Below are 16,088 nucleotides of genomic sequence, written 5' to 3' on the forward strand. Positions count from 1 at the left end.
ATTGCTCGAACTGGAGAACCACGATGGAATGGATGTTGTTGCCGCTCAAGCGTTACGCCGACTTTGAAGGTCGCTCGCGTCGCAAGGAATACTGGATGTTCATGTTGATGCAGGTGATCGTTCTGGCGGTGCTGGGCATCATGTTCGGTATTGCGGCGGCGGTGATGGGAGGCGAGAACGGCCCTGGTCCGCTGGCCTGGGTGGTCGTTGCCATCATGGCGATCTTCGTGCTGGCGCTGATCGTCCCCGGCATTGCGGTGACCGTGCGTCGGCTGCATGACCAGGACAAGTCGGGCTGGTTCTATCTGATTAGCTTCGTGCCTTACGTCGGCGGTTTTATCGTGCTCGTGTTCATGTGCCTGGAAGGCACCCCGGGCCCGAACCAGTACGGCGAGAGCCCGAAGCAGTAATCGCCTCGCACGATGTAGGTTGAACGATGGCGCAGGAGTTTCCTGCGCCATCGTCGTTTATGCGATTTGGAGCGGCTGGCAACCCCCAGGGTGCGGTGTCGCGCGCACTGTCTTCCGCGTTGCGCGCATGTTACCTGCCGATGCCGGGACGGCTGCTCAGGGCCACACATCCACCGCATGGTGGATCGAGTACGCCGCAGCCGAATGATCACGGCAACGTGTATTGCGTTAGCAGCACGCCTGCTCCTGCCTGGCGGCTACGCCGTCGCTCTGGTGGCGCTGTTGAATTTTTGCAGTGGGCGAGATGCGCGGCGCAGCGCCCTCATCGCAATCGGTTGTACGGGTGCCTGTTCAGGCCTCCCTTGCTCGCCCAAAGGGAATCAGAAGTTCCTGAAGATCGTAAGGTGTTTCGACCGGAGGTTGCGTCACTCGGCATCGTGCATGAACAGCCGGTCTGCCCGGACTTCATATTCGCAGCCTGAGCCACTGCCGATCTCATCGTTGGTCGATTCAACTTGGTTTGGTCGAACGACACGGTTTGAAATGACTTAATACAACGATTCAAACACCTTGAAACCGGCGAGTGGGGGCGGGCGCATGGCGCCATGGCAAGCCGATGCAGGCCGCCAGCGTCACGATCCGCCATGCACGTACCTCGATAAGTGCATGGCGCGGGTCTGATCCAGAATCAGCGCTCAGCAGGCGGCCGCGCGATGTCCGGCGCTCGGGCTTGCGCTTTTGCCCGGCGCCAGCGGGTCCTTGCCCTGTAACGCGAGCTCCAGCTTGTAGCCATGCGAATACACGGTTCTGATGCGGACCACGCCGCTGTGGTTGCACAGCTGCAATTTCTTGCGCAGCTTGTAGATGTGCTGCTCCATGGTGCGGTCGGTGAACTCGGTGTGGCTGCCCCAGACCGCTTTGGCGAGCTGGCAGCGGCGGAAACAGACCCCGGGGCTGGAAAACAGCAGCCAGGCGATCGAGAACTCGCGCGCGGTGAGCACGATCGGCTTGCCATGCAGGTAAACCGTGTTTTCTTCGCGGATCAGCTGGTACGGGCCGACGGTGAGGTGTTGCGACTCCTGGCAGGCCTCCGGGGCGGGGGAGATCGCCAATGCCGCTCGCACCTGCAGTTCGCACGAGTTGAATGGGAGCGCTAACACTTCCTGCGCGCCGGCCTGGTACCAGGCCAGGATGTCGTCGGGGCAGTCGAACCGCCCCAGCACGATCAGCGGCGTGGGATGGCCGCTGTGGCAGCGGTGCCAGGCCAGGACCGAGCTGTCGTCGGAGGCGACGCAGCTTGCATCGAAGATCAGCAGGTCGCAGGGCGAATGCCGCAAGTTGCGCAACAACTCCAGCTCATCGGAAAACACCGCCAATTTGGGTGCTAGTGAGGCCAGGCTCGCGTTGACCTGCGATGTCAGGCGCGCGTCCTGCGTCAGCAGGAACGCCGCTCCGTGCTTGCCGGGAGAAGGGGTGTGCATCATCCGGCCTTCCCGTGACGGCACACGTACCAGTCGTGCGTGGGATGCCGGTGACGGGCGGCAGGCGCCGCTACAAAATCCACAGATAGAGATAAGTGCATCGCCATACCATCCGGCTGCGAAAGGGGGGAGGGTCTGACCGAGGTCAGGCGAATGGTATGTACCATTCCGGCGGCAGAAAGTTTCACTGCTGCGTACTTTTCTTCGGGTTTGGGTGGGTACGCTTTAACTAGCGCTCATCTATACGCAACGCAGCTCTTACATCTTGGGCATGCGGGCGCGCATCCACGCATAGCGTTGGCGTATTGCCCGGACATGTTTGTCCGGGCAATACGCAGAAATTGGTTGGAAAGGTCTAGACCAAGGTATTGCGATTACGACGAACGCTGCCTCCGCAAGGAATAGGTCCGGCGAGCAGGTAACACAAAAGTTACTTTGGTTATGAGCGGGACGTGTGCGCAGCAACGTGGCCACGTCCCGTCCAACGCTCGCGCAGCAATCGGAGCAAACACCCAAAAATCTGCGATCAACGCGTGCGTTGGCAGATGTTGCGCGAAGGCACCGCGTTGCCTGGTCGTGCCGCAACCGCAACCAGCGTCCAGGCGTTAAGTAATGTCCATCGCTGGACACTGCACGCGCTCTGCAAAAAAGAATCCCGCATATGCAAAACGCACGGCGGACGCGCTGGAAGACAGAGTGAGGTTTTTTGATTTTTGCGGTGCGCGCAGGTGAGAATTTCCATTGGATCCGCTGCATACAATCGTTTGCGCCAGCCAGACCGGCGCATTGTTTGTTTTTTGCTCGTCCCCCTCAGAGAGAGCCCGGCATGATCCTTTCAACCTACTTCGCAGCGATTTCTGCGTTGTCTTACGCAGATCGTCTTCCTACCTATACAAGCAGGATGCTGGTTGGTGCCTGGCCGCAAGGTCTGCAACATCTTCAACAACGTCGCGATGGCCAGGCAACACCGGACGGCCCCGACGACGAGGTCAGCCTGCTGGGAGCCAGCGGCGATGCCTTGCTGATTCTCGAATACCAGGAAGAGGCCGAAGACGCCTACCGCCACGCATTGAAGGCAATGCGCGGCCATCAGCGGCAGCTTCGGCTGTTGTCGTGCCGCAATACCGCCTGGCTGATGCTGAGCCAGCGGCGTTTGAGCGCGGCGCTGAACTGCTTTGCGCAGCTTGCGATGGACCGCGACACGCCGGCCTGCCTGTGTGGCGAAGGTCTGCTGGGCAAGGCGCTGACCCACTTTCACCTCGGCCAGAGCACCCTGGCCCTGCAGACGCTGGAACGTGCGCGTGAGGCGCTGTCCGAGCTGGAAACCGGCGCCTCCGACTGGCTGCGCATCGCCACCGCGCTGCGTCTGGACATGATTGCGCAGCTGCGTATCCGTCGCGCCGACCGCATGAGCGACCATGTCTTCTGGCAGGCCACGCTGCGCCAGGAAGATGCCGCGCATGCGTTCGAGCCCAGCGAACTGCGTGCCTGCATCGCCGATCTGGCCGAAAGCATGCCGGTACTGGCGCAGCGCATGCGGCATGTGCGCAACCTGTTGCGGATCGCTGGCGGCGACACCTTCGGGTTCGACGCGCAGATCGATGCGCTGCCGGCCGCGGCAACCGGTTGCCCGCCGTGCGCGCGCCAGGATGCGCAGGTGGAGCTGGCGCTGGCTGCACTGGCGGTCGGTCGCGCCGATCTTGCCGAGCGTGCCCTGGCCGGTGCTGGCCGGCATCATGCGCCGCGCTGGAACCTGGAGTTCGAGTACTGCCAGGCCAAGATCAGCCAGGCGCTGGGCCGTACCGAGCAGGCCTTGCTGCTGTACAACCGCTACGCATTGGGCGCCGTGCAATGCCTGCGCAGCGAAGTGCAGGCACCGCGTCTGCTGGAAAGCGGCACCCCGGCGCACGTCAGCGACGATATCTCCGCGCGCCTGCCGGCCAAGTACCGCCGTGCCTACGGGTACATGATCACCAATGCGCACCGTTCGGACCTGTCGATCAACGAAGTGGCTGCGCAGATCGGCGTGACCGGGCGCGCGTTGCAGCAGGCATTCAAGTCGGCCACAGGGCTGTCGCCGACCCAGGTGCTGCGGCGTTACCGCATGCAGAGCATCCGCGACGAGTTGCTGGCCGAAGGCGGCTGCGGCAGCGTGTTGCAGGCGGCCAGCCGCTGGGGCGTTGGCAGCCGTTCAGCGCTGGCCAAAGGGTACCGCCAGCATTTCAACGAGGCACCGATGGAAACCCTGCAACGCTAGTCGACAGCGCCACCGCCCGGCATGCATGCCGGGCGGTGGCGCATCGTTTCCGACGGCACATGTCAGGCGCAGTCCGCTGCGCGTATGCGCCTGTATACGCGCCAGCGCAGGAGCCAAAGTGAGACGTGCGTGCAGGATGGCTTGCGGCTATCCTTGCCGGCTCGCACTGCCACCCAGGAGGCGCGTCCGAGGATGGGCGTGGCCGCCAAGGAAACGACGACGATCATGCAAGATCACATCTCCGAGGCGACGGACGCCTCACAGATCCGCCGCGCCGGCGTCGATCTCAACGGACTGATGTCCGTCCTCAGCAAACATCTGTATTCCACTCCAGTGGTCGCCCTGCGCGAGCTGGTGCAGAACGCGCACGACTCGATCCTGCGACGCCGCCTGGAACAGCCCGATTGGCAAGGCGAATCGTGCATTCATGTCTATGCCGATCCCGCCCAGGGCATCGTGCGCATCACCGATACCGGTGCCGGGCTCACCCAGCAGGAAATCCACGATTTTCTGGCCACCGTTGGTGTGGGGTACACCCGTGGGCTGCGTCAGGGAGGGCACGAAGACAGCGGTCTGATCGGGATGTTCGGGTTGGGGTTTTTGTCGGCATTCGTGCTGGCGCGACGCGTCACCGTGCGTACCGCCTCGTACCAGAATCCGACACTGGCCCATTGCTACATCTCCAGCAATGCCGAGCAATACACGGTCAGCCCGATCCCGGCGCGTGCGCAGGTCGGCACCGAGGTGGTGCTGGAGCTGCACGATCAATATCTGGCGTTGGCGCAGGACGCGCGCCTGCACGAGATCCTGTCGCGCTACTGCGCGTTGTTGCGCGAGCCGATCCGGGTCGGTGCCGATGCGCAGCCGATCAATCCCGAGCCGCCGCCGTGGCGCATGGACGATGCGGTGCCGTTGCATCCGGTGCAGGCATGGCGTCGGCAGCGCGAGTTTGCGGCGCGCTTCGAACGGAATTTCGAGCCGCTGTGCTGCATGCCGGTGCGTGCCGCCGACGGCAGCGATGCGGTCGGCCTGTTGTGGGTGCAGGACGGCGCCACCTACGGCACCAGCGATAACCGCAATCTATCGGTGTTCCTGCGCGGCATGTTGCTGGACGACAATGCGCGCGAGTTGTTGCCGCCGTGGGCGGGTTTCATCGGCGGGGTGATCGAATCCAACCGGTTGACGCCGACCGCGAGCCGCGAGGATCTGCAGCGCGATGCGGTGTACAGCTCGGTGCAGCACGCCTTGTCCGAAGCGCTGGTGCAGGGCCTGGCGGACGTGGCGCGGCAACAGCCCGAAGCGTGGCGCCGCATCCTGCTGCGGCATAACGAAGCCTTGCTGGGCGCGGCGCTGTGCGATGAGCGCCTGTTCGACCTGCTGTTGGAACATGTGCGCGTGCCGACCTCGCAGGGCGACTTGCCGGCGCAGCAGTTGCCGGCGCGTGGCGCGGTGCATGTGATCCTGGATAGCGACAGCGGTTTCGAAGAAATGCTGTTCCGCGCGATGGGCGTGCCGGTCGCTTACGGAAACCGCTACGCGGTGGTGCCGTTCCTGCGTCGCTGGGCGCAGGCCAAGGGCGTGCGCCTGGTGGAGCTGGGCACCGAGCACGGCAACCGCCAGTTGTTCCATCTCGACACCCTGCCGGCCGACGAACTGGCGTGGCTGGAGCAGCATCTGGGCGATGGCGAGGCACTGGTGCCGGCGCGGTTCAGCCCCGAAGAACTGCCGCTGGTGGTGGTGCCCGACCGCGAGGCCGAACTCAAGCGTCGGCTGGAGCAGGACGACAACGACAAGCGGGTGTCCACTGCAGCGCTGCGGCTGGCGCGGCAGTTCACCGCGCGTATCGAAGCGCGTCAGACCCAGCGGCTGTATCTCAACCTCGACAATCCTGCACTGCAGGCATTGCTGGCCGCACAGCGTGCGGGCAACCCGCAAGCCGCGGTCGCTGCACGCTTGCTGCGCTCGCTCAAGGTGATCGTGTCTGCGCAGGGGCGCGCGCAGCCGCAGGCCGGCGGCGCCGAGTCGGGCGGTTCGGATCTCAACAAGGCGTTCGGCGATTTTGCCGACGCCGTGACCCAATTGCTGGCGCGCTGAGCGCTGCATTCAAGGAACAACGTAATGGAAATCTGGAACTGGGTTGAAAAACTGCAGGACGATCTGGGCGAAGCCGGGCAGCCGCAGAACGCGCAGCTGCTGACGCGCCTGACCGACCATATCTGCGATCTGCAGATCGAACGTGCCGAAGCGCTGCTGCCCGAGGCGCGCGCGCTGGGCAAGACGCTGGCCAACCCCTGGCTGGAAGTGTTCGTCGGCCATTGGGAAATGCGCAACCGGGTCGGCAATCTGTGCGAAGGCGAGCGCGCGCTGGGCGATGCGGTGGCGCTGTTCGAGCGCGCGCACCGTGCCGATGCGGTGGAGTGCCCGCAATCGGTGTGCGTCACCCAGGATCTGGCCGCCTGCTACGCCAATATCGATGGCCCAGGCTGGGTGGAAGAGCGCATCGAGGTCTGCGATGAAACCCTGGGCCGCATCGATCCGAGTTGGTCGTGCTACCAATGCCTGAGCTGCGAAAAGGCCGATGCCTTGCTCGACGATGGTCGCGGCGACGCCGCGCTGAGCTATCTGGAGCAGCAGTCGCAGACCATCGTGGCGCACGGCGGCCAGATCTACGACGGTGTGCCGGACATGCGGATCTCGATCCTGCTGTCGCTGGGGCGGGCAACCGATGCCCTGGCGCTGATCGAACAGCGCGAAGCCGAGGCCGCACGCGAGGGTGCGGAGTGGGCCAACTGCAGTCAGCCGCGCCGCCTGCAGAAGGCGCGCGCGCTGGCGCTGTTGCAACGCGACGAAGAAGCCATGGATGCGTTGCTGCCGTGGCGCGAGGTGGCGCCGCGCTATCGCCTGCACTGGTTGCGCGCGGTGGCGGTGCTGGCCTCGCGCGCACCCGAGCGCAATACCTGGGACCTGGGCAGCCGCCTGCAGGTCATGCTGGATCATTACGCGCAGGTCGGTGCGCATCGCATCCTGATCGAGGCTGCCGAGCTCGCGATCGATCTGGCGCTGCAGCGCGGTGCGGTGTGGACGGCACGCCGGCATCTGGCGCTGGCGCGTGCGCATGTGTCCAAGTTGCGGCAGGACCGTGGCGCCACGCAGGCGCTGGACGGTTGGGCTGCGCGCATCGCATCCGCATCGGCGGGCGAGGATGCACCGGTCGCTGCCGCACAGTTGCTGGAATGGTTGAACGCGCAGGGCGACGATGTGGTGCGCAATCCCGAGCGCGAAGCGCAATGGTTGCTGCAGGCGGTGGCCGAGCGTCCGGACGATGCCGAGTTGGTCGATACCGCGGCGTCCGCATTGAGTGCCTGCGCGGCGGACGAGCAGGCGATTGCGCTGCTGTGGGCCTTCGTGGAGCGGCATGCCGATCGCGAAACCAGCCCCACCTTCCGCCTGATGAATCTGTTGCTGGCCCGGGGCGATGACGCGGGCGTGCGCCGGCTGGCGTTGCTGTATCGGCCGCAGGTGCCGGTGGCGGCGCTGTGGTGCGAGGCCCAGCTTGCGCAGCGGTTGGCCGATTGGCCGGCGCTGGAGCAGGCATGCACGTCGCTGCTGGATCTGTCCCCAGGCTCGCACGGTGCGCGCGGGCTGCTGGCGCGCATGTACCTTAATACCGGCCGTTTTGCCGAGGCGGTCGATGTCTACCGCCAACTGATCGCGCTGATGGACGAGCCGCGCTCGGCGCATTGGGATCTCATGACCGCCGCCAGTGCCGCGCAGGACTGGGATGCGGTGCGTACCTCTGCTGCCGCGATCGGCATGGAACTGAGCAGCGCCAGTGGCGTTGTCGAAGAAGACTGGGGCTGGGTGATCGTGCGGTGTGTGGACGATGGCGACGTTGCCGAGTACTACGCGCGCCGCACCGGCCCGGTGACCGCGCGCATCATCGAAAACGCACCGGCCCATCGCCGTCAGCATGTGGGCGACTGGGTGGTGTTCGATGCGGACCTGTTGTATCCGGCACCGGAGGACGAGGCCGAGCGTGCGCGCTTCGTGCCGACCTATGCGCAGGTGCATGTGCTGCAAACCGGCGGTTTTGGCAGCAGCTGGCTGGTGGACGGCGTGCATCCCGGCGACGAGGTGATCGAGGCGATGCGTGCCGACATGGAGACGCGCGGCTGGAAGATGTGGCTGCACAGTCGCGATGACTATCGCGTGGTCGACCCGGATCATCCGGATGCGTTCGATCCGGAGGATGCAACATCCGGGCTGCCGGGCGTGTTGTTCACCGTGGCGCTTCCGGAAAACGTCGCCCCGCAGGAACTGCATCGCGTGCTGCGATGCACGACCTCGCGCTGGTCGCATCCGATGTGCTGGCTGCGGCTGGCCGAAGCCTGCGAGCAGGACACGCGTCCGCATCTGGAAGCGGTGGAGCGTTACGGGCTCTAGAACAGCGAGCAAAACGACTGCGCTCACCGCCAGGTGGGCGCGGCCGCTGCTCGGTGCGGCATATACCCCGCATACATCCGGTTGCTCTGCGCCGTCCGCAGCCAGCTGACGACCACTCGCCAACTTTTGTTAGCCATGTTGGAACGGCGTGGCGTCGTAGCGATCGGTACGGCGATTGGCGTGCTGTTTCGCGGAGAATTACCAGGCTCCTTCGTTCCCGCGCGTGCAGCGATCGTGGTGGGCTGGGCCCCTCCTTGCTTGAACGAAACGTTGCCGCGCGCGGCAACGTCGCAGTCCGTGTCCGCTCAGCTGCGGCTGCCGTACCGCTCCAGCCAATGCGCGTACGACGGCGGCAGCACCCAGGACGGACGCGCTTGTTTCAGTGCCAGTGCCGCCTGGTACGGCCAGTGCGGGTTGGCCAGGTGCGCGCGTCCGACCATCACCAGCTCCATTTGCCCGTCGGCGACGACGCGGTCGGCCTCGATGGGGTCGTCGATGTTCCAGGACGAGGCGACCGGCAATTGCGCCTCGCGGCTGACGCGTTCGGCGATCGGTGCCAGCAGCGCCGGGCCCCATGGAATCTGCGCATTCGGTGTGCTGAAGCCCATGCTTACGTTCAACAGATCCAGGCCGCTGCGTTTGAACTCGCGCGTCAGGTCGATCGCCTCGGCCAGGGTTTGTTCGTCGCGGCCGTCGAACTCGATGACACCGAAGCGTGCGGTCAGCGGCAGATGTTCCGGCCACACCGCACGCACGGCCTGCAGCGTTTCCAGCAGAAAGCGCGCGCGGCCTTCGGCATTGCCACCGTAACCATCCTGGCGGTGGTTGGCGTGCACCGAGAAGAAACTCTGCGCCAGATAGCCATGGGCAAAATGCAGTTCCAGCCACTGGAAGCCGGCATCGCGCGCGCGCTGCGCGGCGGCGACAAAATCGCCACGCACGCGGGCGATGTCGTCCAGTGTCATCTCGCGCGGCAGTTTGCCAAGACCGCCGCCGAAGGCGACCGCGGACGGTGACAGAGTGTCCCAGCCGCGCGCATCGCCATCGGCGATATGGTCGTCGCCTTCCCACGGTGTGTTGGCGCTGGCCTTGCGACCGGCATGCCCGATCTGGATGCCGGGCACCGCGCCTGCCGCGCTGATCGATGCGGCGATGCGGGCCAGCCCCTCGGCCTGCGCGTCATTCCACAGGCCCAGACATCCTGGGGTGATGCGCCCTTCGGGCGACACGCCGGTCGCCTCGACGATGACCAGCCCGGCACCACCGCGCGCCATGCCGGCGTAGTGGACCTGATGCCAGTCGTTGCTGAATCCGTCGACGGCAGTGTATTGGCACATCGGCGGGATCGCGATGCGATTGCGCAGCGAGACGTCCTTGAGGTGGTACGGCGTAAAAAGCGACGACATGGCGGGGCGGGAACCTTGGAAAAATCGGTTGGCGATCAGACCACGTCGGCGGCCGTATCAAAACACTGCCGGTGGCACACCGCGTTGCAGCGGCCTGGCGCGCGCACCGTCGAGGCCGGTGGCGCTTGCTTGAGTAAGACGGCGTGGTGGGGGGGCAGAAGCGAAAGGGCAGGTGCGCAGCGCACGCTTTCCAAGGCGCCTTGTCGCGCACGCAAGACCGGTGCGACAACGCGCGGCGACCATGGCTGCGCCGCGGCATGCAGCGTGCAAGAGACCTGCATGCGCCGTTGCCGGCGCACCTGCCAGCAATCAATCACTTGCGTGCAGTCCCCGCCTGCGAAATCCCGACCAACAACTGCCAACACCCAACCCCACACCCGATTCCCGATTCCCGATTCCCGATTCCCCATTCCCCATTCCCCATTCCCCACCACGTGTCCCGGCGCACGTTCGGTGCGTGCGCTGCAATGTCAAACTGCGGGCGGCAACGTCCTCTGACCGCTACAGGTTGGGTTGCTGGTTGCCGAAACTGAATTGCTTTACTCTCCTACGCATCGGCGTGGGGGCGCCGCGTCGGTCCAGGCGCAGTCCAGCCCGCATGCCAGCTTCTTTTATTCATTTCTTTGGCGGGTGATCTCATGGTGGCACTGCAGCAGCGCTCGATCGACGCGATCCGTGGCCAGGAAGCGGCGTTGTTGGCCGCGTGGCTGGGCTCAGGCCTCGGCAACGATGCGCGTATCTCCCGGCAGGATCAGCAGGCCCAGGGTGCGGACTTTTTGCGGCTGCTGGCCGCCTCGTTGAAGGACGATGGCAGCAGTCTGGACAGCGCCGAGTGGAGCGAGGTCCGTCGCTTCCTGGAAAACCTGTCGCGCGACCGCGCCACCCGCGGCTTCGATTCGCAGGAAACCGCCAACTTCATTTTCTCGCTCAAGCGCGTGCTGTTCGAGCTGGTGCAGCGCGAATACGCCAGTACTCCGGAAGACCTCGCGCAGCAGTTGTGGGCGCTGTCCGAGCTGCTGGACCGTCTGGGCCTGTACACCGTCAAGGCGTTTCAGAAGACCCGCGAAGACATCATCGCGCGCCAGCAGGAAGAGATGCTGGAGCTGTCCACCCCGGTGGTCAAACTCTGGGACGGCGTGCTGGCGCTGCCGATGATCGGCACGCTGGATTCGCAACGCACCCAGGTGGTGATGGAGTCGCTGCTGCAGCGCATCGTCGATACCGGCTCGGAGATCGCCATCATCGACATCACCGGCGTGCCCACCGTGGACACGCTGGTTGCGCAGCATTTGCTCAAGACCGTCACCGCGATCCGGCTGATGGGCGCCGATGCCATCATCAGCGGCGTGCGCCCGCAGATTGCGCAGACCATCGTCCATCTGGGGCTGGATCTGCAGGGCATCGTGACCAAGGCCAACCTGGCCGACGCACTGGCGCTGGCGCTCAAGCGCACCGGGCTGACCGTGAGCAAGGCGCTCTGACATGGAGCGCATCCCGATCCTGCGGATGGGCAACCTGTTGCTGGTCACCATCCAGGTGGACATGCACGACCAGCTCGCGCTGCAGCTGCAGGAAGACCTGTCGGAAAAGATCAGCGTCACCTCCGCGCGTGGCGTGCTGATCGACATCTCCGCACTGGATATCGTCGACTCGTTCATCGGCCGCATGATCAGCACCATCTCCGGGCTGGCGACGCTGATGGGTGCCCGCACCGTGGTGGTGGGCATGCAACCGGCGGTGGCGATCACCCTGGTGGAACTGGGGTTGACCTTGCCGTCGGTGCGCACGGCGCTGGACGTCGAACGCGGCATGCGGCTGTTGCAGCAACCCGACACCGCATCATGACCACCGGCTCGCAACCGGTCCGCACCGAGCAGGACGTGGTGCTGGCGCGACAGACCGTGCGCAAGCTGGTCGTGCAGTGCGGCCTGCGTCTGGTCGACCAGACCAAGCTGGTCACTGCGGCCAGCGAGCTGGCGCGCAACACCGTGATCTACGGTGGCGGCGGCGACATGGACTGGGCGCTGGTGGAAAGCGGCATCCGCAAGGGCGTGCAGCTGACCTTCCGCGACGAAGGCCCGGGCATCCCCAACCTGGATCTTGCGCTGACCGATGGCTGGACCTCCGGTAGCGGGCTGGGGCTGGGCCTGTCCGGCAGCCGGCGTCTGGTCGACGATTTCACGCTGGACACTGCGGCCGGCAAGGGCACGCGCATCACCATCACCAAATGGAAGTGAATGTTGCCGGCGCACTCACCCAGGTCATCCGCGTCGAAGAAGTGACACAGGTGGGGCAGGTGCGCCGCGATGCGGTGGCGCTTGCGCAGGCCAATGGGTTCGACGAAGGCGCTTGCGGCCGCGTTGCGCTGGTCGCGACCGAGCTGTGTACCAACCTGCTCAACCATGGCGGCGGCGGGCAGATTCAGCTTTGCCGCGTGGCCGGCAGCGCTGGCATCGGCGTGGAGCTGTGCGCGCTCGACCAGGGCCCGGGCTTCGTGCTCGCCGATTGCCTGCCCGACGGCTACTCCACCGGCAGCACGCCCGGCAATGGTCTGGGCGCGGTGCGACGGCAGGCGGCGCTGCTGGATGCGTATTCGGATCATGCCGGTACGATGGTGCTGGCGCGGGTCTATGCCGATGCAGGCGCCGCGTCCGATCTGCCGTACGGCGCCATACGGCTGCCGCTGCACAGCGAAGCGGTCTGCGGCGATGCCTGGCATCTGGCGATCGATGCGCAACATGTCACCGTCACCATGATCGATGGCCTGGGCCACGGTCCGGGCGCGGCCGATGCTGCCGATGCCGGCACGCGCGCTGCGGCCGCTGCCAGCGGCGAACCCGACGAACGTCTCGTGCGGCTGCATGCCGGCATGTCCGGCAGCCGGGGCGGCGCGGCCGCGGTGATGCAGTTCGACGGCAGCAGCGGGCACGTGCGCTTTGCCGGCGTCGGCAATGTCGCCGCAGCCTTGTGCGATGGCGATGGTGTGCGCGGCATGCCCTCGCATCCGGGCATCGTCGGCGTGCAGTTTCGCAGGGCCAAGCCGTTCGATTTTCCGCAGGCGTCGGGCAAGCTGCTGGTCATGCATAGCGACGGCCTGCAGACGCGCTGGAACCTGCGCGATCACGCCGGGCTGTTGTCGCGCCATCCACGCATCATTGCGGGCGTGCTATTGCGCGATTACGCGCGCGGCCGCGACGATGCCTGCGTCTTCGTCATGCGCCTGGGAGCCATGCAATGAACGCATCCGATGCAGTGCCGGGCAGCGATCCGATGAGCGAACTGGCGAGCCTGCGCGAGCAGAACCAGGCGCTGCGCGAGGAGCTGGACGAAACCAACCAGGGCGTCCTGGCGTTGTACGCCGAACTCGACCAGCAGGCCGAACAGCTGCGCGAGGTCTCCGAGCTCAAGAGCCGCTTCCTGTCGTACATGAGCCACGAGTTCCGTACCCCGCTGGGCTCGATCCTGAGCATTACCCGGCTGCTGGAAGACGGCATGGACGGGCCGCTCAACGACGAGCAACTCAAGCAGGTGCGCTTTGTCAGCGCATCGGCGCGCGAGCTCACCGAGATGGTGGACGACCTGCTGGACCTGGCCAAGATCGAGGCCGGCCGCATCACCATTTCGCCGGGCTGGTTCGACCTGATGGACCTGTTTGCGGCGTTGCGCGGCATGTTTCGCCCGCTCACCGACGTGGGCACCACCACCTTGATCTTCGAAGACCCGCCGGTGCTGCCGATGTTGTACACCGACGACAAGAAGCTGGCCCAGATCCTGCGCAACTTCATTTCCAACGCGCTCAAGTTCACCCCGCAGGGCCATGTGCGCGTCCTGGCGCAGATGGAAGGCGACGACCACGTGCGCTTCAGCGTGCAGGACACCGGCATCGGGATCGCGCCCGAACTTCACGAGACCTTGTTCGAGGATTTCGTACAGGTGGACTCGCCGCTGCAGAAGCGCCTGACCGGCACCGGCCTGGGCCTGTCGATCTGCAAGCGGTTCGCCGAACTGCTGGGCGGGCGGGTCGGCATCAACAGCGTGGTGGGGCAGGGGTCGGAATTTTTCGTTGTGCTGCCGGTGACCCTGGCAGCGGAGAAGGCACTTGGGCAGTAAGCAGCACATTCTGGTCGTCGACGACAACGCGGTGACGCGCTATTCGGTGCGACGCGTGCTCGAGCACCACCGCTTCGTGGTCGAGGAAGCCGGCACCGGCACCGAAGGCCTGGCCAAGCTGGCAGCGCAGGCGTTCGCGGCGGTGGTGCTGGACGTCAATCTGCCTGACATGAGCGGCTTCGACATCGTGCGCAGCCTGCGCGCCGAGCCGCGCACTGCGTTGCTGCCGGTGGTGCACGTGTCGGCGGCTTCGATCGCCACCGGCGACATGATCACCGGGCTTGATGCCGGCGCCGATGCCTACCTGATCCATCCGGTGGATCCGAACGTGCTGGTCGCCACGCTGCGCACGCTGTTGCGCGCGCGCAATGCCGAAGAAGCGTTGCGGCTCAGCGAGGCACGCTTCCGCGAGATCTTCGAGCACATCAGCGCGCCGATCGCAGTGGTCGATGCCGCCTTGCACACGCATGAACTCAACGCGGCGTTCCAGCGCCTGATCGGCGGCGCCACGCCGGGTGAAGCGATCCACGCTGCGGGGCTGGATCAGACGGCCACCGTGCAGGCGCTGACCGGCGCACTGGCGCAGCGCGAGCGCTGGAGCGGCACGCTGTCGATCCTGCGCGATGGCAAGTTGTGCGAAACCGAATGGCGGGTGTCGCCGTACCGCGAGCCGGACCTGGGCCTGTTGATGGTGGAGGACGTCACCGAGCGGCGCCTGCGCGAGCGCGAGCAGCGTCAGGAACTGGATACCGCCACCACCGAGCTGGCGCACCAGATCGCCGAGCGCCAGCGCACCGAAATCCAGCTGTTGCAGGCGCAAAAGATGGAAGCGCTGGGCAAGCTCACCGGCGGCATCGCGCACGACTTCAACAACCTGTTGACCAGCATCATTTCCGGCCTAGACATGATCCAGCTGGCGGTGGAATCCAACCGCATCGAGCGCGTGCCGCGCCTGGCCGAAATTGCCACCGGCTCGGCGCATCGGGCAGCGGCGCTGACCCAGCGCATGCTCGCGTTTGCGCGCAAGCAATCGCTGGATGCGCAGCCGTTCGACGTCAATCTGCGCGTGCGCTCGCTGGAAGACATGCTGCAACGCTCGATCGGCGAGAACATCGCCCTGGAGCTGGAGCTTGCCGATGCCTCGCTGGTGGCGGTTGCCGATGCCAACCAGCTCGAGAACGTGGTGCTCAATCTGGTGATCAATGCCCGCGATGCATTACGCGGGCATGGCACCATCTGCGTGCAGACCGCCGCCTACGTCGCGCTCAACGACCCGGAACTGGACGATGGAGAGTATGTCGCGGTCAACGTGATCGACAACGGCAGCGGCATCGAGCCGGCCATCCTCAATCAGGTGTTCGAGCCGTTTTTCACCACCAAACCCATCGGCGAAGGCACCGGCCTGGGATTGTCGATGACCTACGGCTTTGCACGCCAGTCCGGCGGTACCGCGCGCATCACCAGCCAGATCGGCCAGGGCACCACGGTGACGTTGCTGCTGCCGCGCGGGCTGTCGGCGAGCGAGGTGCCGCCGGCACCGGCGCCGACGACGCAACGCGCGCGCAACGCGCGCATCCTGCTGGTGGACGACACCGACGTGGTGCGCATGATGGTCAGCGAGGTGCTCAGCGACGCCGGGTATCAGGTGATCGAAGCCGAAGACGCCATCGGCGCACTGGAGCAGTTGCGCACCGATCTGCAGATCGACCTGGTGGTGTCCGATGTCGGCCTGCCGGGCATGAACGGGCGCGACATGGCCGATGTGGCGCGTACGCTGCGTCCGGGGCTGCCGATCCTGTTCATCACCGGCTACGCCGAAAACGCGGTCACGCGGCAGGAATTTCTGGCCGACGGCATGGCCTTGCTGCCCAAGCCCTTCAGCCTCAACGATTTGCTCAATACCGTCGGGCAGATGCTCGACAGCAGCGTGCTGGCGCGCGCTTAGGAAGCATTGGTTCGATTGCCCGGCAGTGCGGTGTAC

General features: G+C 65.5%; 12 protein-coding genes and 1 other RNA gene. 11 read left to right on the forward strand and 2 right to left on the reverse strand.

Translation table 11 applies throughout. The annotated features are described in order from the left end of the window. The first annotated feature begins 23 nt into the window (after nt 1-23). Nucleotides 24-410 carry a DUF805 domain-containing protein gene (locus VZ068_RS06995; protein WP_259166078.1) on the forward strand — a complete coding sequence of 129 codons (387 nt, stop codon included), beginning with the start codon at nt 24-26 and terminating at the stop codon, nt 408-410. Nucleotides 411-1,105: 695 nt separating this feature from the next. On the opposite strand, the gene VZ068_RS07000 is transcribed toward VZ068_RS06995, so the two are convergent. After that, on the reverse strand, nt 1,106-1,891 hold the full coding sequence (locus VZ068_RS07000) for a response regulator transcription factor (protein ID WP_259153970.1): 786 nt from the start codon (nt 1,889-1,891) through the stop codon (nt 1,106-1,108). Between the two features lie 901 nt (nt 1,892-2,792). Between VZ068_RS07000 and VZ068_RS07005 the strand changes: the two genes are divergently transcribed. The 4 genes from VZ068_RS07005 (at nt 2,793) to VZ068_RS07020 (ending at nt 8,726) form a co-directional block, all read left to right on the forward strand. After that, nucleotides 2,793-4,148, forward strand: coding sequence for a helix-turn-helix transcriptional regulator (locus tag VZ068_RS07005; RefSeq protein WP_259153971.1), 1,356 nt, complete (start codon nt 2,793-2,795; stop codon nt 4,146-4,148). 225 nt (nt 4,149-4,373) lie between these two features. Further along, the gene (locus tag VZ068_RS07010) at nt 4,374-6,242 is read left to right on the forward strand and encodes an ATP-binding protein (protein WP_259153258.1); all 1,869 of its coding nucleotides are present in this window, start codon (nt 4,374-4,376) and stop codon (nt 6,240-6,242) included. 24 nt (nt 6,243-6,266) lie between these two features. After that, a complete protein-coding gene (locus VZ068_RS07015; RefSeq protein WP_349657257.1) occupies nt 6,267-8,591 on the forward strand; it encodes a tetratricopeptide repeat protein in 2,325 nt (774 codons plus the stop codon). Nucleotides 8,592-8,651: 60 nt separating this feature from the next. Further along, nucleotides 8,652-8,726, forward strand: a non-coding RNA gene (locus tag VZ068_RS07020) — sX9 sRNA. A gap of 170 nt (nt 8,727-8,896) precedes the next feature. On the opposite strand, the gene VZ068_RS07025 is transcribed toward VZ068_RS07020, so the two are convergent. Next, on the reverse strand, nt 8,897-9,997 hold the full coding sequence (locus VZ068_RS07025; RefSeq protein WP_349657258.1) for an NADH:flavin oxidoreductase/NADH oxidase: 1,101 nt from the start codon (nt 9,995-9,997) through the stop codon (nt 8,897-8,899). Between the two features lie 638 nt (nt 9,998-10,635). Between VZ068_RS07025 and VZ068_RS07030 the strand changes: the two genes are divergently transcribed. Genes VZ068_RS07030 through VZ068_RS07055 form a run of 6 tightly spaced genes read left to right on the forward strand, consistent with a single transcriptional unit; the run spans nt 10,636 to nt 16,052 of the window. Beyond that, on the forward strand, nt 10,636-11,478 hold the full coding sequence (locus VZ068_RS07030; protein WP_104611490.1) for an STAS domain-containing protein: 843 nt from the start codon (nt 10,636-10,638) through the stop codon (nt 11,476-11,478). 1 nt (nt 11,479) lies between these two features. Then, nucleotides 11,480-11,842, forward strand: coding sequence for an STAS domain-containing protein (locus VZ068_RS07035; protein ID WP_104611489.1), 363 nt, complete (start codon nt 11,480-11,482; stop codon nt 11,840-11,842). Further along, entirely contained in the window at nt 11,839-12,234 is a 396-nt protein-coding gene (locus VZ068_RS07040; protein ID WP_259153261.1) for an ATP-binding protein, read from the forward strand. Before VZ068_RS07035 ends, VZ068_RS07040 begins: the two co-directional genes overlap by 4 nt. Next, nucleotides 12,225-13,235: an ATP-binding protein gene (locus VZ068_RS07045; RefSeq protein WP_349657259.1), complete on the forward strand. Its 1,011-nt coding sequence runs from the start codon at nt 12,225-12,227 to the stop codon at nt 13,233-13,235. Before VZ068_RS07040 ends, VZ068_RS07045 begins: the two co-directional genes overlap by 10 nt. After that, the gene (locus tag VZ068_RS07050) at nt 13,232-14,107 is read left to right on the forward strand and encodes an ATP-binding protein (protein ID WP_259153263.1); all 876 of its coding nucleotides are present in this window, start codon (nt 13,232-13,234) and stop codon (nt 14,105-14,107) included. Before VZ068_RS07045 ends, VZ068_RS07050 begins: the two co-directional genes overlap by 4 nt. Continuing rightward, a complete protein-coding gene (locus VZ068_RS07055) occupies nt 14,097-16,052 on the forward strand; it encodes a response regulator (protein ID WP_349657260.1) in 1,956 nt (651 codons plus the stop codon). Before VZ068_RS07050 ends, VZ068_RS07055 begins: the two co-directional genes overlap by 11 nt. Nucleotides 16,053-16,088: the final 36 nt, after the last annotated feature.

The organism is Xanthomonas sp. 10-10 (assembly GCF_040182365.1).
Taxonomy (GTDB): Bacteria; Pseudomonadota; Gammaproteobacteria; order Xanthomonadales; family Xanthomonadaceae; genus Xanthomonas; species Xanthomonas arboricola_F.

What these genes read in the sequence shown, in the direction of transcription:
- VZ068_RS07000 (WP_259153970.1), bottom strand. Translation starts at nt 1,891, where the DNA reads ATGCACACCCCTTCTCCCGGCAAGCACGGAGCGGCGTTCCTGCTGACG.
- VZ068_RS07045 (WP_349657259.1), top strand. Translation starts at nt 12,225, where the DNA reads ATGGAAGTGAATGTTGCCGGCGCACTCACCCAGGTCATCCGCGTCGAA.
- VZ068_RS07015 (WP_349657257.1), top strand. Translation starts at nt 6,267, where the DNA reads ATGGAAATCTGGAACTGGGTTGAAAAACTGCAGGACGATCTGGGCGAA.
- VZ068_RS07035 (WP_104611489.1), top strand. Translation starts at nt 11,480, where the DNA reads ATGGAGCGCATCCCGATCCTGCGGATGGGCAACCTGTTGCTGGTCACC.
- VZ068_RS07025 (WP_349657258.1), bottom strand. Translation starts at nt 9,997, where the DNA reads ATGTCGTCGCTTTTTACGCCGTACCACCTCAAGGACGTCTCGCTGCGC.
- VZ068_RS07005 (WP_259153971.1), top strand. Translation starts at nt 2,793, where the DNA reads ATGCTGGTTGGTGCCTGGCCGCAAGGTCTGCAACATCTTCAACAACGT.
- VZ068_RS06995 (WP_259166078.1), top strand. Translation starts at nt 24, where the DNA reads ATGGAATGGATGTTGTTGCCGCTCAAGCGTTACGCCGACTTTGAAGGT.
- VZ068_RS07050 (WP_259153263.1), top strand. Translation starts at nt 13,232, where the DNA reads ATGAACGCATCCGATGCAGTGCCGGGCAGCGATCCGATGAGCGAACTG.
- VZ068_RS07030 (WP_104611490.1), top strand. Translation starts at nt 10,636, where the DNA reads ATGGTGGCACTGCAGCAGCGCTCGATCGACGCGATCCGTGGCCAGGAA.
- VZ068_RS07010 (WP_259153258.1), top strand. Translation starts at nt 4,374, where the DNA reads ATGCAAGATCACATCTCCGAGGCGACGGACGCCTCACAGATCCGCCGC.
- VZ068_RS07040 (WP_259153261.1), top strand. Translation starts at nt 11,839, where the DNA reads ATGACCACCGGCTCGCAACCGGTCCGCACCGAGCAGGACGTGGTGCTG.